Annotated in this window: 21 protein-coding genes and 1 tRNA gene; 21 read left to right on the forward strand and 1 reads right to left on the reverse strand. The window is 35.5% G+C overall.

Annotation, left to right across the window (positions count from 1 at the left end; genetic code table 11):
• Positions 1–128 precede the first annotated feature (128 nt).
• The 12 genes from acpP (at position 129) to uvrA (ending at position 10660) form a co-directional block, all read left to right on the forward strand.
• Positions 129–362 (forward strand): acyl carrier protein, encoded by a 234-nt coding sequence (acpP, locus tag H7A25_16800; protein MCP5501564.1) that lies wholly within the window; start codon positions 129–131, stop codon positions 360–362.
• Positions 363–420: 58 nt separating this feature from the next.
• Entirely contained in the window at positions 421–1161 is a 741-nt protein-coding gene (gene rnc, locus H7A25_16805; GenBank protein ID MCP5501565.1) for a ribonuclease III, read from the forward strand.
• Between the two features lie 18 nt (positions 1162–1179).
• The gene (locus tag H7A25_16810; GenBank protein MCP5501566.1) at positions 1180–1662 is read left to right on the forward strand and encodes an NUDIX hydrolase; all 483 of its coding nucleotides are present in this window, start codon (positions 1180–1182) and stop codon (positions 1660–1662) included.
• On the forward strand, positions 1662–2750 hold the full coding sequence (gene aroB, locus H7A25_16815) for a 3-dehydroquinate synthase (protein MCP5501567.1): 1089 nt from the start codon (positions 1662–1664) through the stop codon (positions 2748–2750). Before H7A25_16810 ends, aroB begins: the two co-directional genes overlap by 1 nt.
• Before the next feature lie 67 nt (positions 2751–2817).
• Positions 2818–2890, forward strand: a tRNA-Phe gene (locus H7A25_16820).
• A gap of 230 nt (positions 2891–3120) precedes the next feature.
• Positions 3121–3651 (forward strand): SocA family protein, encoded by a 531-nt coding sequence (locus tag H7A25_16825; GenBank protein ID MCP5501568.1) that lies wholly within the window; start codon positions 3121–3123, stop codon positions 3649–3651.
• On the forward strand, positions 3648–4016 hold the full coding sequence (locus H7A25_16830) for a type II toxin-antitoxin system death-on-curing family toxin (GenBank protein ID MCP5501569.1): 369 nt from the start codon (positions 3648–3650) through the stop codon (positions 4014–4016). The genes H7A25_16825 and H7A25_16830 overlap by 4 nt, the downstream gene beginning before the upstream one ends.
• Positions 4000–5460 carry a hypothetical protein gene (locus H7A25_16835; GenBank protein ID MCP5501570.1) on the forward strand — a complete coding sequence of 487 codons (1461 nt, stop codon included), beginning with the start codon at positions 4000–4002 and terminating at the stop codon, positions 5458–5460. Before H7A25_16830 ends, H7A25_16835 begins: the two co-directional genes overlap by 17 nt.
• The gene (locus H7A25_16840; protein MCP5501571.1) at positions 5457–6230 is read left to right on the forward strand and encodes an ABC transporter permease; all 774 of its coding nucleotides are present in this window, start codon (positions 5457–5459) and stop codon (positions 6228–6230) included. The genes H7A25_16835 and H7A25_16840 overlap by 4 nt, the downstream gene beginning before the upstream one ends.
• 5 nt (positions 6231–6235) lie before the next feature.
• The gene (locus tag H7A25_16845; protein MCP5501572.1) at positions 6236–7402 is read left to right on the forward strand and encodes a DUF1343 domain-containing protein; all 1167 of its coding nucleotides are present in this window, start codon (positions 6236–6238) and stop codon (positions 7400–7402) included.
• 13 nt (positions 7403–7415) lie between these two features.
• On the forward strand, positions 7416–7787 hold the full coding sequence (locus H7A25_16850; protein MCP5501573.1) for a hypothetical protein: 372 nt from the start codon (positions 7416–7418) through the stop codon (positions 7785–7787).
• A gap of 59 nt (positions 7788–7846) precedes the next feature.
• Positions 7847–10660, forward strand: a complete 2814-nt coding sequence (gene uvrA / locus H7A25_16855) for an excinuclease ABC subunit UvrA (protein ID MCP5501574.1) — start codon at positions 7847–7849, stop codon at positions 10658–10660.
• A gap of 3 nt (positions 10661–10663) precedes the next feature.
• Here uvrA and H7A25_16860 read toward each other — a convergent pair whose 3' ends face one another.
• Positions 10664–11728 carry a hypothetical protein gene (locus H7A25_16860; GenBank protein ID MCP5501575.1) on the reverse strand — a complete coding sequence of 355 codons (1065 nt, stop codon included), beginning with the start codon at positions 11726–11728 and terminating at the stop codon, positions 10664–10666.
• Between the two features lie 108 nt (positions 11729–11836).
• Here H7A25_16860 and odhB point away from each other — a divergent pair, with 108 nt between their 5' ends.
• The 9 genes from odhB (at position 11837) to H7A25_16905 (ending at position 24520) form a co-directional block, all read left to right on the forward strand.
• Entirely contained in the window at positions 11837–13111 is a 1275-nt protein-coding gene (gene odhB, locus H7A25_16865) for a 2-oxoglutarate dehydrogenase complex dihydrolipoyllysine-residue succinyltransferase (GenBank protein MCP5501576.1), read from the forward strand.
• 1 nt (position 13112) lies between these two features.
• Complete coding sequence (gene lpdA, locus H7A25_16870; protein MCP5501577.1) at positions 13113–14516, forward strand: dihydrolipoyl dehydrogenase; 1404 nt, start codon at positions 13113–13115, stop codon at positions 14514–14516.
• A gap of 26 nt (positions 14517–14542) precedes the next feature.
• Positions 14543–17329, forward strand: coding sequence for a 2-oxoglutarate dehydrogenase E1 component (locus H7A25_16875; protein MCP5501578.1), 2787 nt, complete (start codon positions 14543–14545; stop codon positions 17327–17329).
• Positions 17330–17519: 190 nt separating this feature from the next.
• Positions 17520–17870, forward strand: a complete 351-nt coding sequence (locus tag H7A25_16880; GenBank protein ID MCP5501579.1) for a response regulator — start codon at positions 17520–17522, stop codon at positions 17868–17870.
• 1 nt (position 17871) lies between these two features.
• A complete protein-coding gene (locus H7A25_16885) occupies positions 17872–18255 on the forward strand; it encodes an STAS domain-containing protein (GenBank protein MCP5501580.1) in 384 nt (127 codons plus the stop codon).
• Between the two features lie 18 nt (positions 18256–18273).
• Positions 18274–20556, forward strand: coding sequence for a chemotaxis protein CheA (locus H7A25_16890; protein ID MCP5501581.1), 2283 nt, complete (start codon positions 18274–18276; stop codon positions 20554–20556).
• A gap of 23 nt (positions 20557–20579) precedes the next feature.
• Entirely contained in the window at positions 20580–23351 is a 2772-nt protein-coding gene (locus H7A25_16895) for a GAF domain-containing protein (GenBank protein MCP5501582.1), read from the forward strand.
• A 1-nt stretch (position 23352) separates the two neighbouring features.
• Positions 23353–23847, forward strand: a complete 495-nt coding sequence (locus tag H7A25_16900; protein ID MCP5501583.1) for a chemotaxis protein CheW — start codon at positions 23353–23355, stop codon at positions 23845–23847.
• A 187-nt stretch (positions 23848–24034) separates the two neighbouring features.
• Entirely contained in the window at positions 24035–24520 is a 486-nt protein-coding gene (locus tag H7A25_16905; GenBank protein ID MCP5501584.1) for a chemotaxis protein CheD, read from the forward strand.
• Positions 24521–24522: the final 2 nt, after the last annotated feature.

The raw sequence follows: 24522 nt of genomic DNA on the forward strand, positions 1-24522 counted from the left end.
ATTTTAAGGTATCAACTTCGCCTGTGCCTCCGGATTTTTCCGGAGAAAGGCGTAAAATACTGTTTTTTTATAGCAGAAGCTTATAAGAAAATTTTGAATAAATAAATAAAGTGCCGGAGGATAACTATATGGCAGACATGGAAAAAATTAAGGCTATAATCGTTGAGCAGCTTGGTGTTGATGAATCTGAAGTAACACCGGAAGCACATTTTATCGATGATTTAGGTGCAGACTCCCTTGATACAGTAGAGCTTGTAATGGCTCTTGAAGAAGAGTTTGGAATTGAAATTTCTGATGAAGATGCAGAAAAAATCCAAACTGTAGGAGACGTAGCTAAATTTATTGATAAGCTGAAAGCTTAATTTTTTACGTATCCTTACCGGGTTCGGGCTTTGCCCGGATCTGGTTCTTAGGTAGCTTTTGAAAAAAATTAAACCAACTAAGCAACAACTTCCGCCTATTCCCCTTCAAAGACATCAAGAATTAACCAGGTTACAGGAAAAGCTGGGAATATACTTTAAAGATATTCAGATACTTAATACAGCCTTTATACATAGTTCTTATACTAACGAATCAAAATACAATTTTGAGCATAATGAGCGTCTGGAGTTTCTCGGAGATTCTGTCTTAGCTCTTATCGTAAATGAATACCTGTACAACAGGTTTTTGGAATACCCGGAGGGGAAGCTGGCTCGTTTAAAAGGGAAGCTGGTTTCTGAAGATTCTCTTGCCAAAATTGAAGAAAGTTTAAATTTACATCCTTTTTTACTTCTGGGGAAGGGAGAAAAGGAGCAGGGTGGTGCAAAGCGAAAGAGCATTCGAGCTAATCTGGTCGAGGCAGTGTTGGGAGCCATTTTTTTGGATAAGGGTTTACGTGTAGCGAGGCAGTTTATTCTGAGTTTTATCAAACCCATGACAGAAAAATTGGAGAAAGATAATATTTTTTTTGATTATAAGACTACTTTTCAGGAATATTGCCAGAAACAATTTAAAGAAATTCCTGTTTATGAGGTTCTTTCTAAAAGTGGGCCGGATCATGATAATACATTTACGGTTGCGCTCTATTTAAATGGAAATTTACAGGCTAAAGGGGTTGGAAAAAGTAAGAAAGAAGCAGAAAGAGATGCAGCTAAAAAAGCTTTATTAACATTAAAACAATAAAATACGTCTGGTAATAATATGGTAGATTTTTTTCGAAAAGCAAAGAAAATGCGGGTGAGGGTGGCCGGCATTATAGAAAATGAGAATGGGGAAATTCTTTTTATTCAACAAAAGAAAAAGAATAAGGAGTATTGGCTTCTTCCGGGCGGTGGAATTGAGTTTGGTGAATCGGCAGAAGAAGCCCTGGCCAGAGAATTAAAAGAAGAATTGAATCTGGATACGAATGATTCCAAATTTCTCTTCTTTAGTGAAAGTATCGATCCAAATGGAAAAAAACACCTGATTCAAATTGTTTTTTATGTCAGGGTAGAGAGTTATAAAGCTGAGATAAAAGACAAGGCTCTGGTTGATTTTGCTTTTCTTTCTCATGATAAAATCCTGACACTCGAAATTCGTCCGGCTATTACCGAGTTTTTTGAAGAAATCGAGGGAAAGCGGATCGAAACACTTGTAATACCTGATTCTTTACGCTTTTTGAAAAGCAGATGGTTGGCTGATTAATGTTTTTATCTGAAGAGAGGGTTCAATTTCCTGGAACTAATTATTATGTAAAGCTGTACCGGGATTATTCCGGTCTGGCTTCTGAGCTGAATACCTATGCAAAAGCTTCTCGTTATATCATTTTAACAGAAAAAAAAATAGCCGGACTCTACGGAAAAGAAGTTTCCTTGCAGCTTGATACTCTTAAAATTCCCTATGAATTTATCTACATTAAGGGTGGAGAAAAAAATAAGCATATTGATAGGTTGAAAGAAGTTTACAATTCTCTAATAAAAAAACGAATAGATAGGAAAGCGGTTATTTTAGCTCTCGGTGGTGGGGTTGTGGGTGATTTTGCCGGATTTGTAGCTTCTACCTTCCTTCGTGGAATACGCTTTGTTCAACTTCCAACAACTCTTCTCGCCTGTGTGGATTCTTCTGTGGGTGGAAAAGTGGCCGTTAATGTCGATAGTGGAAAAAATATGGTGGGAGCTTTTCATCAACCGGTTCTCGTTTATGCAGCATTACATACTCTTTATACCCTTCCTTTAAAAGAATGGCGTTGCGGTCTGGCAGAAGTTATGAAGCATTCTTTGTTAAGTGATAGAAGTTTTTTTGAAAGAGTTTTACCTTTTCGCTTATCTGAACTTTCTCAGCATTCTGTACTTATTCAGTATTTTATTACCCGCTCGGTTCAGTTCAAGGCCTCAGTGGTAGCAGAAGATGAAAAAGAAACCGGCAGAAGAGCTATATTAAATCTCGGTCATACTACAGGTCATGCTATTGAATCCTATACTTCCTATAAAAAATACTCTCATGGAGAAGCGGTTGCAATAGGACTTATAACAGCCCTTTTACTTTCCGGGGAGATGTATTCTTTTCCTGAAAATGATTTACACAAAGTTCTGGAGTTCATGAGGAATTCTGATTTTCCAACCTATTCAAAGATTCAGGCTTCAAAACTAACAGAACACATGCTGCATGATAAAAAAACAGATGCAGAAGGGATTAAATTTGTTCTTTTAAAGTCTGTAGGAGAAGTGGAGTTTGGAGTGCCTATAAGAAAAGATCAGATTGTTTCTGCCTGGAAAAAGCAAAAGAAAGTATAAAAAAAGGATTTATTTATACTTTTTTTACTTGACCGGAATACCTTCCGTTTTAATCTGTCTTTGCAACGGCTTTGTAGCTCAGTCGGTAGAGCAGAGGACTGAAAATCCTTGTGTCGGGAGTTCGATTCTCCCCGAAGCCAATGCAACCCCTTCTTATATTCGCATGGAATATACTTCCTAAGCCTTTTTTTCACAACAGATTAAGATCCTCAAGTTTTTACAATTGATATAAGTTATAAGTATGCTTGACTTTTCTTTGTAGATACTAAATTATATTAAAAATATTTTTATTTACAAAAATCTATATTTATCGGTCGAATGTAAAAACAGGCATAAATACTAAATGTATATTTAGTAAGAGGGGTTGGACATGGAAAACAAAAAGGAAAAAGTAACATTAGGTAGAATTGCATCTTATCTTCTTACTAAGAACCCATACCTTAGCAGATCAGAACTATCCAAGCTTGTTTTCCTGTTGGATTATAATTATTGTAAACGCAATAATGAAACATTTACTGGGATTAATTGGGAATTTAACCAATTTGGGCCTTTTACCCATGATACTGAGAAAGCTTTTCTTAAAGAAAACTATGGGGAGAGTCTTCAATCAGTAACTGCTTTTGGTGCTCCTGTAACACGATATAAAGTAAACGTTCCTGTTGAGGAACTTCCTGGAGAGATTCAAGAAATTCTCGATCACTTTCTAGCTATTCATAAAGCGATGAACTATAATGAATTTATCAAATTTGTTTATAATACATATCCGGTAAAGAACTCAAAAAAAGGTCAATATCTTAATATTCCTGAATTGGTAGAGAAAGAACTGGATGAGGAGGTAGAAGAAGTATGGGAGGACATTATAGAAAATTTTGATGATGTTATGGTAGAGCTTGCTAAATGATAGAAATTCCAACTATCAGACAGGTTATAAAACAACATCAAAAATCTATAGATAGATATGGAGGAGGGCCATTAATCCTTGATGAAAATAAAATAGAGTCTGCATTGAAATCTATGTATGACCCTTCTTTAGGTGTTCCTGAAGTTTGTGCAAAGATTTCTTTCAGGATCATTTCCAATCATCCATTTCAGGATGGAAACAAACGTACAGCTTTATTTACTCTCTTATTAATGCTAAAAAAAAATGGCCATAAATACAATGGAAGAAAAAAAGACTTAGAAGAAATCATTAAAAAACTGGCAGATGGAAAAGAAACGGAAGAGGGCTACATGGCCTTTATTTTTCACCATACAGAAAAACTTTAATCGAATCAGAGTTGAAGTTAAAAGGTTTTCTGACTCCATACCTGTGAGAAATCTTTTTTTGGGGATTATCTTTTTTTTGGGATTGATGTTTGCTTTTTCAAATGAAGCTCATCCAATCTATCCTCAGGGAGAGTTTAAAACCGATAGTTATCATCAATTCTGGTTCTTGTATCAGTCTGAAAAAAGAGAAGGTCAAAAAGAATTCATTTTTAGACCTTTTTATAGCCGGTATTCTGAATCTATAAGCGGTTATTCTTATACTACTTCTCTATACCCGGTTTATGCAAAACAAGAAACTCCTCACTGGGCAAAATGGAGTTTCCTTTTTATTTTTGATGGAAACTATGTAAAGCATCCGGATTATGGAGAGGACAGAGATACTACTTTCGGTCCGTTTTATCGCTCCGGAAAGGGTGATACGGACAGAGAAAACTATACGGCCATATTTCCATTCTATGGTAAAATAAAATCGGCTTTTAGCTGGTCGGAGGTAGGTTTTGTTTTATGGCCGATTTATACGTACTGGTCCCATAAAGATTTTAAAGCTCATTCAGTTTTATGGCCTTTTACCGTTTACGGAAAAGGTCTCGTCAGAAAAGAATATCGTATCTTTCCCTTTTATTCCTATAAATCTCATACAGGTAAATATAGGAGAAGTTCCATACTCTGGCCTTTTTATCAATCCGGAGAAATGAATCTCGATAAAAAAGAACCCTATTCCTATAGGCTATATTTTCCCTTTTATGGATACAAATCGTCTCTGTATGGTAATATGAAAAGTTATACCCTTCTTTATTTACCTTTTGCATTATTTGCTTATGGTTATGATAAGAGGGTAAATTCAGTAGAATACAGATTTTTATTCGGCTTTTTTCAGTTCGGTCGTTCAAATGATAAAGATTATCATAAACTTATCTTCTTTCCCTTTTATGGCTATTCTCATTTTGCCAGTAAAGAATCCACTTTTATTACTCCGTTTTATTTTCGAATGAAATCGGACACATATCACATGAAATCTGATTATCTATTTTTAGTTCCTTTTTATATTCGCTCTTTAAAACACTATATTAAAGAAGACAGGAGAGAGAATTATTACAAACTCTGGCCTTTATTTCGGTATCATAAGGATTCAGAAGGAAATCTTTTCTGGAATACTTTAACTTTGTTTCCTATCAAGTCTATTCATCTGGAGAGAATCTGGGATCCAATATTTTCAATAGTAGAATATTCTAAATATATTAACGGTGAAAAAAGGCTATCCCTTTTGGTTAGACTTTATACGCAGAGGTGGTCGAAGGAAGAATTTCATTTATATATACCTTTACTACTGGACTTCTCTATTAAAGAGGAAAATAAAAACTGGGAAGTTTTATACGGTCTAATCGGGTATGAAAGAAAAGGAGAAGGAAAAAAGTTTAAACTTTTCTGGTTTTTGGAGCTATGAAATTTTTTATAAAATTATTACAGGAATCTATATATGGTGCAGGTTATACGATTATTTTACTTTACCATACTCTTTTACAATCTCCTTCTATTTTCTTTAAAAGAAATGAAATCCTTCATCAGATGTATGTTACCGGGATTAGCAGCTTTTTTGTAGTATCTATTGTAGCTGTTTTTACCGGTATGATTATGGCCTTAAATGCAGGACTCGGTTTAAAAGATTTTGGTGCGGAAGGACAAATTGGTTATTTATTGACAATTACTCTAACAAGAGAGATGTCTCCCTTTATGACAGCTTTAATACTGGCCGCTTCAGTAGGCTCTGCTCTGGCTGCTGAAATTGGAACCATGAAGGTGTCAGAAGAAATTGATGCTTTAGAGGTTATGTCTATAGATCCGGTTCGTTATCTTGTTTTTCCCAGGGTATTTGGTTTTTCGAGTGTTGTTCCGATACTCTGTGTATATTCCAGTATATTAGGAGTTTTAGGTGGTGCCGTTGTAGGACAGTTTCAATTGGGAGTAAATTATAAGGTATATTTTAATGATGTTATAAATCGTGTTTCTACAATTCCCGGCTTAAAAGATTTATGGGTAGGTTTGTTCAAAGGCTATGTATTCGGGATTATTGTATCAGTTGTTTCCTGTTCTCACGGACTCAGGGCTTCTAACGGAGCTATCGGTGTTGGACGGGCTACCCGTCAATCAGTAGTGACTTCATTTTTGTTGGTAATATTTTTTGGATATGTATTGACTGCAATTTTTTATAGGTAAAAAATATGGATAAAACAATAAAGCGTTTTTTTAAACGGTTTGAGAATGCTTATGTAGGGATTTTAACAAATCAAAGTGCCTATGGTTATAATCATCAGTATCATTTTCAACTGTACAGACAGCATCTGAATGTAAAAGTGTTATTTTTGCCGGAGCATGGATTATTTGCTGAATTGCAGGATCAGGTATCCGGAAGTAATTTACATTATCATTATGAAGGAATTAGTATTTCTAATCTGTATGGAGATACTGAGTCCTCTTTGTATGCAGATGAGACGGTTCTTTCCGGTCTGGATTATGTATTAATAGATATTAGAGATGTAGGAGCGAGATATTATACATTCCTGACAACAGCCTTATATATTATGAAAGCAATACACAGGCATAATAGAAAACGAAAAGGAAAAGCTGTGGAAATTCTAATAATAGATTCTCCTAATCCAATAGGTCGGAAAATTGAGGGGAGTCCGTTAAAAGTTGCTTATGAGTCTTTTGTTGGAGTGGAAGGGGTCTTGCATAGACATGGACTCAGTCCGGCAGAACTTTTATCTTATTACAATTATCGCTTTAAATTACGCTTGAATTTGCATATTCTTCCGGTTGGAACCATTTATCCTAAGAAAATGAAAGTTTCCGATTGGATTTCTCCCTCTCCTAATATACCTTCACGCCAAACCTGTTACGTATATCCGGGTCAATGTTTATTAGAAGGAACGAATATATCCGAAGGAAGGGGAACGACAAGACCTTTTGAAATTTTTGGTGCTCCTTATATTAATATTGAAAACAGGAATCTATTGAAGCGATTGGCGGAACACAGTCACGGAACTTTTCAGTTACGTCCCTTATTATTTATTCCCACTTTTCATAAACACGCAAATGAAATCTGTGGTGGTTTTCAACTTATGCTGGAAGATAAAAAAAGGTTTCACAGTCTTTTATTTACTTTGCACTTTTTGCGTTGTATACAGGAAGAATATCTCTCAAATTTTTCTTATAGAGAAGGAGTATATGAGTTTTGCTCTAATCGAAAAGCTATTGAAATTTTAGTAGGAGATGAATACCTGCTTGAATATCTGGATGGGAAAAGAGAATATAAGGAAATCGAAGAATATTTAAAAGAGTCAGAAAACTACTGGAAGCATATCGCGGAAGACTATTATTTATATTAAAGGAAAATAATTTATGAAATTTATATATTCTATAATTATATTATTTCTATTTATCTCTTGCTTTGGAACCCATTCTTCTCAAGAAGAAGATAAAAAAACTTTGCCTATGAAAAGAAATCAAAAAAAAGAATTCTTTGCAAAAGAAGGGGAAAAAGTCAGGCTTCGAGGAATTCTTCGATTTGTAGGAAATGAACCTTTCGCTTCTCTTGTAATTCAAGATGAGATGAATCAATATTTTACCATAAAAAAAGGAAAATACTATAGCCAGTTATTGAACCTTCAAAGTAAAACTATTAAGCTGGAAGGAATTTATTATCAAAATCCAGGAAAGCTAATACAGGCAAGTGGTAGTGTTGAAGTGATTCAATTTGAAGAAGAAAAATAACTGTGCAGTTTTTCTACTAAAAAAAGAATGGATGTAATCATTGGAGGAAAGCTTTGTCAATTACGCATATTCGAATCAGAGGGGCTCGCGAACATAATTTAAAAAATATCAACCTGGATATTCCGAGAGACAAGTTGGTTGTGATTACGGGTCTTTCCGGTTCAGGGAAGTCTTCTCTTGCCTTCGACACGATTTATGCAGAAGGTCAAAGACGATATGTAGAGAGTCTTTCCAGTTATGCAAGACAGTTTTTAGGTCAAATGGATAAACCCGATCTTGATTTAATTGAGGGTTTAAGTCCGGCTATTTCAATAGAACAAAAAACCACCCACAGAAACCCGCGTTCTACAGTAGGGACTGTAACGGAAATATACGATTATCTTCGTTTGCTTTTTGCCAGGACAGGAAAGCCACATTGTCCTATATGCTTTGCTTCTATAGAGCCCATGTCTACCGACGAAATTATAGATAGAATTATGCAATTACCGAAAGATTCAAGATTAATGGTACTTGCTCCTGTAGTTCGGGATAAAAAAGGGGAACATAAAGATATTTTAGATAAAGCTAAAAAAGAAGGTTTTAACCGTGTTCGGATTGACGGTGAGGTCTTTACTTTTGACGAGGAAATCAAACTTAAAAAAAACATCAAATCTACTATTGAAATAGTTGTGGATAGAATCAAGTTAAATCCTGACATACGAACAAGACTTACAGACTCTGTGGAAATTGCCTTGAAGCAGGCTGAAGGTTTACTATTAATAAATGATGGAGAAAAAGACCATATTTATTCTCAAAAAATGTCCTGCCCTAATGGTCATTCCATACAGATTTCAGAACTTTCTCCGAGGATATTTTCTTTTAACTCACCACACGGTGCTTGTTCTTCCTGTGATGGGATCGGCTCTTTATTAGAGTTTGATGAAGAACTACTGGTTACCGACAAGGAGCAGTCTCTCATGGAAGGTTGTATGGAGGGCTGGGGAAAAAGTAGTGGTTACTGGTATGTAGCTACTATAAATGCCCTGGCAAAAAAATTCAAGTTTGATTTGAATACTCCCTGGAAAGATATACCTTCAAAGATAAAAAAAGTAATCTTATACGGAGATTCAAATATTAAGATTGATTATGATTTCCGTTCCGATAATGCACGGTATGAATTTAGCCGAGAATTTGAAGGCGTAATTCCCAATTTAAAGCGCAGATATAAAGAAACCAAATCTGACTCGATGCGACAGTGGATGGAAGGTTATATGACTTCTCAGGCCTGTGAAACCTGTAAAGGAAAACGTCTGAATCCGGAAAGTCTCTCTGTAACAGTAGAAAATATTAATATTCATGAATTTACTTCTATGTCTATAGAGAAGTCTCTGGAATTCGTTAAAAATATTAAATTAAAGGGTTCGGATGAAGTAATTGCAAAACCAATACTCAAGGAAATAAAAGAACGATTGGGATTTTTATATAATGTCGGACTTGGTTATATCACTCTTGATAGGAGTGCCGGAACTCTTTCCGGTGGAGAAGCTCAGAGAATTCGACTGGCAACACAAATTGGTTCCGGCCTGATGGGAGTCCTGTATATTTTAGATGAACCTTCTATAGGTTTACATCAGAGGGACAATACAAGGCTTATTTCTACTCTTAAAAACTTAAGAAATTTAGGTAATACGGTTTTGGTTATCGAACACGATGAAGAGACAATGCTTGAGTCTGACTACATTATTGATATGGGGCCCGGTGCCGGAGTACACGGAGGAGAGGTAGTTTCACAGGGGACTCCTAAAGAAGTAATGGCCGATAAAAATTCGGTAACAGGTAAGTATTTATCAGGTAAACTGAAAATACCCTTTTCTAAAGAAAGAAGACCCGGAAACGGAAAGACTTTAGAGATTATCGGAGCATCGGAAAATAATTTAAAGAATTTGAATGTAAAATTTCCTCTGGGAAAATTGATTGTCATTACAGGTGTTTCCGGCTCAGGAAAGTCAACTCTGGTAAATGAAATTCTTTATAAGCAAACCGCACATAGTATTATGAGAACCAAGACTTTAGCCGGCAAGCACAAAGCTATAAAGGGCATGGAGCATATTGACAAGGTCATTAATATTGACCAGTCTCCAATCGGCAGGACTCCTCGCTCTAACCCGGCTACATATACGGGACTGTTTACGCCAATACGAGAACTTTTTTCTAACCTGGAGGAAGCAAAGCTTCGAGGTTATAGTCCCGGAAGATTTAGTTTTAATGTACAGGGAGGAAGGTGTGAAAATTGTCAGGGAGATGGAATTATAAAGATCGAAATGCACTTTTTACCCGATGTCTATGTGGTTTGTGATGTTTGTAAGGGAAAGCGTTATAATAGAGAAACACTTGAGGTAAAATATAAGGGAAAAACTATATATGAAGTTTTGGATATGCCGGTTGAAGATGCTTATCTATTTTTTGAAAATATTCCTTCTGTTCGAAACAAATTAAAAACCTTAATTGAGGTGGGCCTGGATTATATAAAACTCGGACAGGCAGCTACTACTTTATCCGGTGGAGAAGCTCAGAGGATAAAATTGGCTACAGAGCTATCCAAACGTTCTACTGGAAGAACATTATATATTCTAGATGAACCTACTACCGGTTTACATTTTGATGATGTAAAAAAGCTTTTACAGGTTTTAAACACACTGGTAGACAAGGGAAATTCAATGGTAGTGATTGAACACAATCTTGATGTAATTAAATCAGCCGACCATATCATTGATATTGGCCCGGAAGGAGGAGATGCTGGAGGAGAAATCATTGCCGAGGGAACACCGGAAGAAATTTCTAAACAGAAGCATTCCTATACAGGTCAGTATCTCAAAAAAGTATTAAAAGGATAGTTGTTAAAAAGCTGTTTCTATACAGTATATCAGGATGGCTAAAATTCGAAAGTGAGAATGCGGATAAGATAAGTAATGATCATTTCTAAAAATGGGATAGTGTATTGAACCCGGTATATACATATCTGTTAAAAGGCTAAGTCCATCGTTTGGCCCGAAAAATTTAAGTATTTCGTAAAAATCTAAAGCTTTATCTGTAATATGGAAAGATAAGGGAACTCCTATGATATTTATATTTAGTAGCCCTTTAGGTAATTTTATCTCATTTTGCAATAGTTGATTATTTGAGTTTAAACTTTTAAAACCCTGTATTAAGAAATTATGATATTTAAAATATAAGTGAAGCAGAATATTTTTATATATGTTTGAAAAATAGTGATCTACAAGTGGAGTCCCTTTATGTAAACCGGAAATGCTTATCCAGGCTTTTACGCTTTTGAATTCTTCTCGACATATTTGCAATGCAACTTTTACGTCGGAGCTTCCTTTGCTAAGAGATATAATTAGCAGTTTTTTATCCTGCTTTCTTTTTATAAAAGAGCAAATCATCTTTGCATTATGTTTTACTTCTCCTGTTTCGTTTATTTCCAAAAGAGTATTTGAGATTCCTAATAGTTTACTTAAAGATAAAATACTTTTTCCTCTTGCCGTGGGATTCGGGTTTGATTTATAAAACATGCCGGGTACAAATACCATGAGAATATCTTTTCTGTTATAGAGTGGATAGCTATTTTTTAGCTCAATTTCTTTTTTATCCAGATACTCAAGAAATCGCTGATTTATTTTTTCCCGGAGAAGGGATAGATAGAATAAGGCTGTAGCAAGATTGATATCAGGGAATTGGTTTATAAATTCTCGATCTTTTGGAGATGACATTTGCAGATTTAAAGCAGTCTGAAGATTATCAGCTATAATTAGTGTTTTTTTTTCAAAATTGCAGAGAAAAGAAATTGAATACAAATTCTCCGTACAGGAAAACTCTTTTTCCTCTATATGTGTAGGGTCTATCAGGGAACAGGAATAAAGTAGAAAGAATATAGAAAAAATTTTTAGTAGATAGAACTTCAAATGATAGATTTTTAATAAAAAACTTTTTTTTATTTTACCTCTTAGTTCGGTACATAAGTATGATTTTTAGAAAGATTCTTTTTTGAAAAGAAAAAAAAGGGAGTTGAAATGGCAAAAGAAATCATTGTTCCCGAAATGGGCGAATCCATAACAGAAGCCACAATTCTTTCCTGGTCCTTTCAGGAAGGGGATAGTGTAAAAGCAGATGATATTCTGGCGGAGTTAGAAACAGACAAGGTTACTATGGAAGTTCCGGCACCGGCAAGCGGAGTTTTAAGTAAAATTCAAAAGAAAGCCGGAGAAACGGTCAGTGTAAAAGAAGTGATTGGCTTAATCGATGAATCCGGAACCTTGAGCCCCAAAAAAGAAGAAATATCCGAAATATCCAAGAAAGAAGACTTGGCTTACACTTCAGATACAAAGACAAACGATACTCTTCCACCTTCTGTACGAAAACTTATGGAAGAAAATCATATAAAGTCTAATGATATAAAAGGAAGTGGAAAAAATGGGCAGATAACAAAAGAAGATGTATTAGAATATCTTGAAAAACAAAAAAAGCAAAGTAAATCTTCCGAAGAGAGTTCTAAACCTTCCAGTGTTTCACCTTCTATCTTAGAGAAAATACAATCTCTTTCTGCTAAAACTCCAGTGAAAGCTGAGGAGAAGGCAATGCAGATAACAGAGAGAGAAACGATTGAGCCTATGTCCAAATTAAGGCAGACGATAGCCAATCGCTTACTATCCGCTCAGCAGAATGCCGCTATATTAACTACCTTTAATGAAGTAGATATGTCAGGAGTTATGAACCTGAGAGCGAAGTATAAAGATAGTTTTAAAGAAACTCATAATGTAGGTCTCGGTTTTATGAGTTTTTTTACCAGGGCTTCTATTGCAGCTCTTAAAAAATTTCCATTAATTAATGCTGAAATTCGGGGAAATAGTATTGTTCATAAACACTATTATGACATAGGCGTAGCTGTAGGGGGTCCGAAAGGATTAGTTGTTCCGATTATTCGAGACGCGGATCGATTAAGCTTTGCGGGTATCGAACAGGAAATTTTACGTTTAGCTAATAAGGTAAAAGATGGCAAGATCAATTTAGATGATTTACAGGGTGGAACTTTTTCTATCTCAAATGGTGGAATTTATGGTTCTATGATGTCGACTCCGATTTTGAATCCTCCTCAGAGTGGTATATTAGGACTGCATAATATTGTAAAGCGACCGGTTGTTGTGAACGATGAAATTGCAATCAGGCCAATGATGTACATAGCCCTTTCCTATGATCACCGTATTGTTGATGGAAAAGAAGCCGTGCAATTTTTGGTGAAGATAAAAGAGTGTATTGAAGATCCGAGCCGCTTACTCCTGGAGGTGTAACTTGAAAGAATTTGATCTGGCCGTTATAGGTGCAGGACCCGGTGGATATGTGGCTGCTATACGGGCATCTCAGTTGGGTTTAAAAACTGCTATCATTGAAAAAAGAGAAACTCTGGGTGGAACCTGTCTAAATGTGGGATGTATTCCATCAAAAGCTTTATTAGATTCTTCCGAGCAATACCATCTAACAGTACACAAATTACAGGATCACGGGATTACTGTGGATAATGTAAAATTTGACCTGAAGAAAATGATGGAGAGAAAAGAAAAGGTGGTTTCTGAAGTTTGCGGAGGAGTTGATTTTTTAATGAAAAAAAATAAAATTGAACACTTTCATGCAGAAGCCAAATTTGTTACTTCTACTGAACTTTCTCTCAAAAAATCTGATGGCAGTACAGAAGCTATAAAAGCACAGAAAATCATTATTGCTACGGGTTCTGTTCCTATAGATATACCGACCTTTCCTGTAGATAAAAAGGTGATTATTACTTCTGACGAAGCGATTGCACTCACAGAGGTACCTAAGAGAATGCTAATTATCGGGGCCGGGGTGATAGGTCTTGAATTAGGTTCTGTCTGGTCCAGACTGGGTTCGGAAGTGACGATTGTTGAGTTGCAGGACCGCTTATTTGTCGGAGCTGATAAACAAATGTCTAAGCTCGCGGAAAGGATTTTAAACTCTCAAGGCTTGAAACTATTATTCGAACATAGAGTGAAAACTTGTGAGGTCAAAAATAATGTAGCTAAAGTTTTGGTTGAAGACAAGGCCGGTAAAGAAATTCAGATGGATGCAGATGTAGTATTGGTCTCAGTAGGAAGAAGGCCATATGCCGATAATTTGGGAGCAAAAGAAATTGGAATCGAATTCACGGATAGGGGCAGGATAAAAGCCGGATTAAATAAATTTCAAACCAATATCCCCAATGTATATGCAATTGGGGATGTGATCGACGGACCAATGCTAGCACATAAGGCTGAAGAAGAGGGAATTGCCGTTGCCGAAATCATTGCCGGACAGGCCGGACATGTGAATTACAATGCAATTCCTTCAATTGTTTATACCTGGCCGGAGGTTGCCTGGATTGGAAAGGGTGAGGAAGAATTAAAAGAAAAAGGTATAGAATATAAGGTAGGCAAATCTTTGTTCAGGGCGAATGCTCGTTCAAAAGCCATGAATGAAATAGAAGGGCAGGTCAAGGTTTTAGCTGATAAGAAGACAGATAAAATTCTGGGTATTTATATAATTGGACCGAGAGCATCAGATATGATTGCAGAAGCGGCTATTGCGTTTGAATTTGGTGCATCTGCAGAAGACATAGCAAGGACAGTTCATGCACATCCGACACTATCTGAAATTGTAAAAGAAGCTGCTATGTCAGTAGATAACTGGGCTATACATTCTTAAGATTCTCTAAAGGAGAGAATGAGTCTATGAGTTTTGAAGAAAAGTTAATGGCATTAAATGTGGGTAATTTGGAAGTCCTGGAAGAATTATATATTCGTTATAAACAAAATCCGGCTAATGTGAGTGGTGATTGGGCTATACTCTTTCACCAACTCGAAACAGAGTCTTCGGGTTCTGTAGATGAAAGTGGAGTTTTTCATCAGGTTGGTTCTTTAGAAAAAAAGGCCTATTCAACTCCTCCTTCCGGCTCGCAAATTGATGGTGTATTATCCCTATCGGAAATGGGGGTTTTGAATATACTGAATGCTTACCGGAGGCAGGGACATCTGGCTGCCCATCTGGACCCTCTAAAGATCAAGCAACCGAATCGTATTTTTATAGATAAAAAATTGAAAAGTTTGAGTGAAGAAGATTTGGAAAGTTACGTTGAAGCAAAATTGACCGGGCCCGGCCTGGGGGTTGTGAAATTGAAAGACGTGATTACTTGGTACGAGAAAACATATTGTGATAGTATCGGGGCAGAGCAGTACTATCTCGTAGATGATGTGGAAAGAGAATGGTTGCAAACACGCATGGAAAGCACGGCCAATTCGGAGGCCATCTCTACAAAGGATAGACTCAGACTTTTTCGAAAACTATTTAAGGCTGATTACTTTGAAAAGTTCTTAGCTAAAAAATATGTGGGGAAGAAGCGTTTTTCTTTAGAAGGAGGAGAAACTTTTATTCCGATAATGGATACCATTATTGAAGAAGCCGGAAAGCATGACATGGAACACCTTGTTATCGGCATGGCACACAGGGGAAGATTAAATGTTCTGGTTAACATTTTTGATAAGCCTGCAAGCCAAATATTTGCAGAATTCGAGGAAAATGTAAATCCCGGTAAGGAATATGCGGATGTTAAATACCATTTAGGATATTCTACAGCCAGAACCACAGAATCCGGAAAGGAAGTTAAGCTATCTCTTGCCTTTAATCCGAGTCACTTAGAAGCGGTTAACCCCGTTGTGACAGGTTCCGTGAGGGCGAGACAGTTCTTATATAAAGACAAAGATAGAAAAAAAGTGATGCCTATTTTAATACACGGAGATGCTGCTTTTGCCGGACAGGGAATTGTGGCTGAAACTCTAAACCTTATGAATTTAGAGGGGTATGATGTGGGTGGTACCTTCCACATTGTGATTAATAATCAGATAGGATTTACTACTTTACCGGAAGAATCCCGTTCTACGCTTTATGCAACTGATCTGGCAAAAGGTTTTCAGATCCCGATTTTTCATGTAAATGGAGATGATCCGGAAGCGGCTTATAGGGTTGTAAAATTAGCTTTAGAATACAGGCAAAAGTTCAATAAAGATGTGATTATTGACTTAATCTGCTACAGGAGGCTCGGTCATAATGAAACGGATGAACCGGCATTTACACAACCTTCTATGTACAGTGTGATTAAAGACCATCCTACTACAGCCAAACTGTATGAAAAATATCTTTTTGAAGAAGGGATTCCCAAAGAAGACCTGGATCAGATAAAGAAAGATGCCAAGCAGTATCTGGAAAAATCTTTTCAGGAAACAAAAGAGCAGAAGATTACCATTCAAATTGATACAATGAAAGGTGTATGGGCTTCTTATTCAAAAGATCCTCTTGATTCTCAACCGGCAACTGAGTTATTAGCCGAGCAAGAAAAATCTATACTGAAAGCTATTACAACCATTCCTGATACATTTAAACCTAACTCAAAGCTTGTAAAATTATTAGAAAATCGTTATAAAATGGGAATTGGAGAAATGCCGATAGATTGGGGATTTGCAGAAGCTATGTCTCTTGGTTCGATTTTAGAAAATGGATTCCATATTCGCTTTGCCGGTCAGGATGCCCAGAGAGGAACCTTTTCACATAGACATGCGGTTCTGGTAGATATTCAGAACGGAGAAAAGTATATTCCTTTAAATCATATCTCTGATAAGCAGGGTAAAATAGAAGTCATTAACTCGTCTCTTTCTGAGTATTCCTGTCTTGGTTTTGAATACGGATATTCTTTATCAAATCCTTCTTCTCTGGTCTTATGGGAGGCTCAATTTGGTGATTTCGCTAATACTGCCCAGGTTATATTTGACCAGTTTATCAGTAGTTCTGAGGTAAAATGGCAGAGGATGAGCGGGTTGGTAGTTTTATTGCCGCATGGATATGAGGGACAGGGCCCGGAACACTCCAGTGCCAGACCGGAGAGACTTTTACAGCTCTGTGCGAATGATAATATACAGGTTTGTAATTGTACAAGCCCTGCTCAGTATTTTCATTTACTCAGAAGGCAAATTTTACGAAACTATAGAAAACCATTAATTATATTAAGTCCGAAAAGTCTTTTACGTTTGCCGGCTGCAACCTCAGCTTTGAGTGATTTAATGCAGGGAGCATTCAGGGAAGTAATTGATGATGATATGGCTGATGTAGAAAAAATAAAACGAATTATTTTCTGTACAGGAAAAGTGTATTATGATTTAATACAGGAAAAAGAAAAGGGCAATCGAAGTGATGTTGTGATTATTCGCTTGGAACAATTATACCCATTTCCTGATTCAGGACTTCACAAAATATTTGAAAAATATAAACATGCCACAGAATATATCTGGGCACAGGAAGAACCTCAGAATCAGGGAGCCTGGTCATTTGTAAAAGAGCGACTGGAACTCATAGTCGGACTAAAATCTTTAAAATTTGCCGGTCGTAAGGCGTATTCGAGTCCGGCAGCAGGCCATTTGAAAATTCATACAAAAGAACAGCAGGAACTGGTTCAGACTGCCTTTTCATAAGAAAAAGGTTTTAAGACAATTGCAAGCGAACCTGGAGAATTCGCTTGCGAAAAGAAAAGGTTTTTAAGCTGGCTTAGAATAGAAAATTATTTCCAGAAAAACTTGAGAGATCTGTTTTTTTTTTCGATGTAATACTAGATAAATATATTTTCGGAAGCGCGTAAGGAGTAATATTTTGCAAAAGAAAATAATGATAATCGATGATTCTACGGTTTTTCGCAAAGTCGTTTCTATGCATTTAAAAAATGCAAATTTTGAGGTTGTCGAAGCTGTAGATGGATTAGATGCACTAAACAAGTTAGAGGCTGAAAAGGTAAACTTAATTATTTGTGATGTTAATATGCCGAATATGGATGGACTTACCTTTGTTGGCAAAGTAAGAGCAAATCCGAGTTTAAAATTTATTCCGGTTATTATGTTAACGACCGAATCTCAAGAAGAAAAAAAGTTAAAGGGAATGGAAGCCGGAGCCAGGGCCTGGCTTGTGAAACCATTTTCTCCGGAACAGTTACTTTCTGCAATTTCCAGATTGATGAGATAAAATGGAAATTGAAATTACTCGTACTGAATCAGATGGAACGGTGGATTGTAAAATTTCTGGTGAATTGAATATTTATCAGGCTTTAGATATAAGAAATTCTTTTTTAGAAATTCTTAAGAACCATTCTAAAATTCATCTTGATTTTTCTGAAGTAATTGACTTTGATAGTGCTGCTTTACAGATACTCATAGGCTTAAAACGAGAAGCAAAAGCGCAGAATAAAAAGTTGCGATTTTACAATCATAGTGATTCTGTTTTAAAAGTACTGGATTTATTTGGTATGCTATCTTTCTTCGAAGATAAAATAAGCTTAAATCGGGATAAGCGGAAGGAATTTTCCTTCCAATATGGTACCAAAAAGCTTCCCAATTTTTTAAAATTGTAAAATAGCCGGAGAGATTCATTGAGACTGGATGAAATAAAAGAGACCTTTATCGCAGAATCAAGTGAGATTCTACAAAAGATGGAATCAAGCTTGTTGTATCTTGAATCCAATCCTCCTAATGATGATCTAATAAATGATTTGTTTAGAGGTTTCCATACTATTAAAGGTTCTGCCGGTATATTTGGATATGAACATGTAGTGTCCTTTACCCACATTGTAGAAAGCCTGATGGACAAAATAAGAAATGGGGAGCTGGAATTAAAAAAAAACATAATACAACTTCTTCTGGCAAGTAGAGATTTCATTTCCGATCAAATAGAATGTATTTCTAATGAGCAGGGAATGAACGATGATATGAAGTCTTTGGAGGAGTCCCTGTTACAGAAATTACAGGCTATTTTGGATAATAAAGAACTTCCTATAGATGATGCAGAAGAAAGTAAAGAAAATGAAGTAATTCCGGAAGAGATTCCCCGCTTGCTTGAGTTTCAGGCATTAGAAGAACAAGAAGAAGTTGTTTCAGATATTGTTTTCCCTAATTGGCATATTTCATTGCGCTTCGGTGAAGAAGCTTATTACAATGGATTTGAGCCCATTTCTATACTATCATACCTTCGAGAAATGGGAAAGATACAAAACATTGTTACCCTAACAAACAAAATTTTTTCTCTGACGGATTTAAATGTTGAAAGCTGCTATCTCGGGTTTGAAATTGAGTTAGAGTTTTCGGGCAACCAAAAAGATTTAGAAGCCGCTTTTGAATTCATCCAGCACGATTGTCGCATTTTTATTTTACCACCAATACGAAGTCGGATTGAGTATCAACAATTATTTGCTGTATTTAAGGATGAACGATTTCGATTGGCTCGAATTTTGCGATATATGGGTGCTTTACCCGCTAGAGAAGAGTTAACAAAAGGTAAAAAGGAAGAATCTAATATTCTTCCTATTGAAGTTGTAAAAGAACAGGAAATTTCTGAGGAAAAATTTACAGAAACGAAAACAGAAAAAAGGGAAAACTTATTAGATAAGGTAGAAAATAAATCTGGTAGTGAGAGTTCTGAGTTAAAGACAAACCTTCCTGAACCTAAAAAAAGCGATATTTCAAAAATACAAAAAAGCATTGAAAGCAAATACATTCGAGTTGATGCCTATAAGTTGGATCAACTGATTAACCTGGTCGGAGAATTGGTTATAACGGGTGCCAATCTACAACAGGTATCAAACGAGAAAAAAATCGCTGATTTATCTGAAGTTACACAATCTATGACCCATCTCATTAGTGAAATAAGAGAAGGAGCTTTAAAACTCAGAATGGTACAGGTGGGAGACACCTTTAACCGCTTTCAAAGAACTGTTCGTGATATAGGTCAGGAATTAGATAAAAAAATTAACTTTAAAATTAGCGGTGGAGATACGGAACTTGATAAAACTGTAATTGAAAAAATTAATGATCCGCTAATGCATCTGATTCGAAATGCAATTGATCACGGAATTGAGTCTTCTGAAGAGAGAAAAAGAATCGGGAAGCCAGAGGAAGGAACTCTAAGTTTGAATGCCTATCATGAAACAGGCTACATTGTTATTGAAGTTTCGGATGATGGAAAGGGACTGGATCCGGAAAAAATTATAGGAAAAGCATTAGAAAAAGGTATTATTCGAAGTGCAACTGAGATTTCTAAAAATTCTGCGGTTGACTTAATATTTAAACCCGGTTTTTCTACTGCTTCGAAAGTGACAAATTTATCCGGAAGGGGAGTCGGTTTAGATGTAGTTCAAAAAAATATAGAAGCTCTACGTGGTGCTATAAATGTAGAAACTGAAATTGGGAAAGGGACCCGTTTTATAATTCGATTACCTTTAACTCTGGCTATTATTGAAGGATTTTTGGTTAAAGTATCTGACTCTTTTTATGTGGTTCCTCTGGATATAGTTGTGGAATGTCTGGAATATAAAGAAGAGTATAAATCAAAAAATAAAGATTATATTAATTTGCGTGGAGAACTATTACCTTTTATTAAAATTCATGAATTATTCCATTTGAAGTTGAATCCAAATTCCAGAAAGAATATTCTTGTCGTTCAATTTGCAGGACATAAAATAGGAATTTTGGTGGAGGCATTTTTGGGAGAAATACAAACAGTTATTAAACCTTTAGGCAAGGTATTTAACCATTTAAAGGGAGTAAGCGGTTCAACAGTTTTAGGAAATGGTAAAATTGCTTTAATATTAGATATACCATTGTTAGTTCAAAAAATTATTCATGATGAAAATGCTGGAATAGACAAGAAGAAATTATAAGATAATATTTTGGAGAAATATTAATGAAAAACCTAAAAATTTCAACAAGGTTATATTTAACATTATTTATGTTTTTGTTTATTATACTCGGTCTGGGTAGCCTGGGTGTAATTGGTTATGCTTCTATTCAAAGTTTTTTGGATCATGTAATCAATAAAAATAATAAGCACCTTGAAGCATTAACTAATTTAAAACGATTAAGTATATCTACAGAAAAAGAACTCCAGGCATTATTACTATTTGAATCGGCCTCTGAAAAAATGATTATAAAAGAAAATATAAAAAAACTAAAAGAGGAAATCGATGCAAGTTATGATGTTTATAAAGAAGATAACCCAAGGCAGAAAGAAATCATTTCTATAGTAAATAAAAATAAAAAGTTAGTGTTTGAAGGGATTACAGAACTGGTTAGTCTTGAAGCTGGGAAGAAAAGTGTAAGTCTTGATTATCTATCACAAGTGTTTTCTAAACGAAGTTTGGAATTTCAAAAATCACTAGATGAAGCTATACAAAAGGAAAAATTAGAAATTTCATCTATTCATCAATATACAAATGATTCTTATAAAAATAGAATCATTTTATTAATGGGCATTTGTGGAATCGCAATCATTCTTGGAACTTTCCTTACTTTTATAACTACCAGGTCTATCGTTAACCCGATTGCTTTACTTATTCAAACTTTTAAAACTATCTCAAGATCTGATTTTGCTCCTTCAAGTGTATATAAGAGAAAGGATGATTATCAAGAAGTTTTCGAAGCTCTTGAAAATATGAAGCAAACTTTATATGGAAAATTTCAAGGTCTTGAAAGAAGTGGTGGTGAATCTAAAATTATTAATGATGTAGTAAATTCTATATTTAGTTCCAACTCTGTAGATCCTGCGATTAAACAGGTACTAAGTCATATTAGAGAAGGGTTTCATTGGGAATATGCTTCTTATTGGGAAAAGAATCCGAAAACAAGTGAATTACAATTTGCACAGGAGCAGGGTGGAGTAAATCACGAATTTACCTCTGAGTCCAGAACCATAGTCTATAAAGAGGGTGCAGGTTTAAATGGTAAAGCTTGGCAGAGTAAAGATGTCGTATATTCCAAAAATCTTTCCAAGCTGGGTGATTGTAGTCGTTCTCGAATAGCTGCTGCAAATGGTCTTCATTCCGGTGTTGCATTTCCATTAATTGTTAAGGGTGAGGTAATAGGGGTTTTTGACTTTTTTATAAAAGCTGAATTGGAACTAGATGAGGAAAAGCAGAACCTATTAAGAAATATATCCAAATTAGTATCTTCTTCCATTGCTAAAATAATAGAGTCAGAAAGAATGTTGATGGTAAAGGTAGCCCTTGAAAATGTTTCTGCAAATATAATGATTTCCGATAACAATTTTAATGTAGTATATCTGAATAAATCAGTTCAAAATATGTTTAAGATAGCAGAAAATGATATAAAAAAGCAGATACCACATTTTAATTCTAATGATATCATCGGACAAAGCATACATCAGTATCATAAGCAACCTGAACACCAAAAGAATATCCTGAGTGGTTTAATGAATACTCATAAAACAAAGATTCAAATTGGTGGAAGGCATTTTGAATTAACCGCAAATCCTATTATGACTGATAAAAACCTTAGACTTGGAAGTGTCGTTGAGTGGGAAGATATTAGTAATGAACTTCTGGCACAGGAAGAAGTTGATACTATTGTTATGGCTGCTGCAGAAGGAAATTTTGAAAGAAGAATTAATATCAATAAACAGACCGGCTTTTTCTTAAAGTTAAGTGAAGGAATTAATAAATTTGTACAGATAAGTGATGAAGGTTTAAAAGACTTGAGTCGGGTTTTAAAATCGATTTCCAATGGAGATTTAACTCAGAAAATTGAAAAAGACTATAAAGGTACTTTTGGAGAATTAAAACATTTTTGCAATTCAACTGTAGATCAGCTTTCTAATGTTATGAGAGAAGTACGATTAAGCGCTGAGTCTTTATTAACTGCTGCTGAAGAAGTGAGTATGACTTCATTGAGTATCAGTCAGAGCGCGAGTACTCAAGCTGCTTCTCTTGAAGAAACGGGAGCTTCCCTTGAAGAAATGGGGGCTTCGATTTCTATGAATGCAGAAAATGCAAAAATGACAGATAAAATTGCTTCAAGAGCCTCAAAAGATGCGACAAATGGTGGTGAGGCTGTATTAGAAACTGTTAAAGCAATGAAACAAATTGCAGAGAAGATAAATATAGTTGAAGATATTTCCTATCAGACAAATTTATTGGCTTTGAATGCTGCTATTGAAGCTGCCAGAGCGGGTGAGCATGGAAAAGGTTTTGCTGTAGTTGCTTCGGAAGTAAGAAAACTTGCAGAAAGAAGCCAGATTGCTGCCAGTGAAATTGGAGAACTTGCATCGGTAAGTGTAGAAATCGCCGAAAAAGCAGGAAAGTTAATTACAGATATTGTTCCATCTATTAATAAAACAGCAGATTTGGTTCAAGAAATTACTGCATCCAGCAATGAACAGGCAACCGGAGTGTCTCAGATCAACAAAGCGATAGCCCAGTTAGATTCAGTTTCTCAACAGAATGCATCTGCTTCTGAAGAATTAGCTTCAACTTCAGAAGAGTTAACAAATCGTGCTGAATCGTTAAGAAATGCTGTTTTATTTTTTAAAACAAGAGATTCACAGGAAGTAATGGAAGTTTCACGAGTTTCCAAAAAAAAGAATTCTGTAAATACAAAAACCAGTAAGGATGCTATTTCTGAAGAAATGGATGCTGAGTTTGAATCCTTTGAGAGGTTTTAAAATGACAGGAAATCAGAATTATGAAGAAAACCAGTATTTAACCTTTTACTGTGGAGAAGAAATATTTGGTATAAATATTCTTTATATTAAAGAGATTAAAGAATTTATAAACGTTACAAGTATTCCCATGATGCCTGATTTTATTAAAGGTGTAATAAACCTTCGTGGTAATGTTGTTCCGGTAGTGGATTTATCTTTAAGATTTAGTAGAAGACCTACTAAGATTACAAAAAGAACCTGTATAATAATTGTTGAAATCGATCATGAGGGAGAACTGGTGGATATTGGTGTTTTGGTTGATTCTGTCAGTGAGGTACTTGATATTCCGCTTGAGAATATAGAGAAAACTCCTAACTTTGGTTCGAAGCTTAGATTAGATTTTATTAATGGGCTGGGTAAAATTGAGGATGAGTTTATTGTCCTTCTAAATATAAAAAATGTTTTTTCTATCGAGGAATTATCTGAAATAGAGAGTAATTTAAAGAAGGAAAATTAAAAAAAAATAGTCTAAATCCATATACATGTATCCTCTCAAGAAAGTTTGGAGCAGGTGTTTCGTTTGCATCTCAGCAGAAAGAAGGTTTACATATATACATAGTTGAGTATAAATTTCTTGCATTTCAGGAATATTTATTCAATATGGTGGCTCTATACATTTAATCAAAAAGGACAAAATTTTTATTGTGAATCGCCCTGAAAATGTTATTGATATTTTTTTACAACCCGGTGACTTTTATTGGGGTGATTCCGGAACAAGAATTCGAACAATTTTAGGTTCCTGTATTTCTATTTGCATGTGGCATCCTGTCAAACTGGAAGGCGGTATGTGTCATTATATGTTACCCACTCGTGGAGATAGAAGACCTAAAGGAGAATTAGATGGGAAATATGCCGATGAAGCCTGGGAGCTTTTTAGAAAAGAAATAAATCGCCTGGGAACTAAACCAAGCGAATATGTTACCAAGCTATTTGGTGGAGCGAGCATGTTTCAGGGAAAGGGAAATGTCCTATCCATGAAAATGGGGGACAAGAATATTGAAATTGCAAGAAATATTATACGTACTAACAGTTTAAATGTAGTTTCCGAAAATCTCGGTGGAATTCAGTCTCGGAGAATACATTTTGAAATCTGGAGTGGTAATGTCTGGTTAAAGAGACATGAAGGCTGAAC

The sequence above is a fragment of the Leptospiraceae bacterium genome, from assembly GCA_024233835.1.
Classification (GTDB): domain Bacteria; phylum Spirochaetota; class Leptospiria; order Leptospirales; family Leptospiraceae; genus JACKPC01.

Coding starts and splice junctions, on each gene's coding strand:
- acpP (MCP5501564.1), top strand. CDS start 129: ATGGCAGACATGGAAAAAATTAAGGCTATAATCGTTGAGCAGCTTGGT.
- H7A25_16810 (MCP5501566.1), top strand. CDS start 1,180: ATGGTAGATTTTTTTCGAAAAGCAAAGAAAATGCGGGTGAGGGTGGCC.
- aroB (MCP5501567.1), top strand. CDS start 1,662: ATGTTTTTATCTGAAGAGAGGGTTCAATTTCCTGGAACTAATTATTAT.
- H7A25_16825 (MCP5501568.1), top strand. CDS start 3,121: ATGGAAAACAAAAAGGAAAAAGTAACATTAGGTAGAATTGCATCTTAT.
- H7A25_16830 (MCP5501569.1), top strand. CDS start 3,648: ATGATAGAAATTCCAACTATCAGACAGGTTATAAAACAACATCAAAAA.
- H7A25_16840 (MCP5501571.1), top strand. CDS start 5,457: ATGAAATTTTTTATAAAATTATTACAGGAATCTATATATGGTGCAGGT.
- H7A25_16845 (MCP5501572.1), top strand. CDS start 6,236: ATGGATAAAACAATAAAGCGTTTTTTTAAACGGTTTGAGAATGCTTAT.
- H7A25_16850 (MCP5501573.1), top strand. CDS start 7,416: ATGAAATTTATATATTCTATAATTATATTATTTCTATTTATCTCTTGC.
- odhB (MCP5501576.1), top strand. CDS start 11,837: ATGGCAAAAGAAATCATTGTTCCCGAAATGGGCGAATCCATAACAGAA.
- H7A25_16875 (MCP5501578.1), top strand. CDS start 14,543: ATGAGTTTTGAAGAAAAGTTAATGGCATTAAATGTGGGTAATTTGGAA.
- H7A25_16880 (MCP5501579.1), top strand. CDS start 17,520: ATGATAATCGATGATTCTACGGTTTTTCGCAAAGTCGTTTCTATGCAT.
- H7A25_16885 (MCP5501580.1), top strand. CDS start 17,872: ATGGAAATTGAAATTACTCGTACTGAATCAGATGGAACGGTGGATTGT.
- H7A25_16895 (MCP5501582.1), top strand. CDS start 20,580: ATGAAAAACCTAAAAATTTCAACAAGGTTATATTTAACATTATTTATG.
- H7A25_16900 (MCP5501583.1), top strand. CDS start 23,353: ATGACAGGAAATCAGAATTATGAAGAAAACCAGTATTTAACCTTTTAC.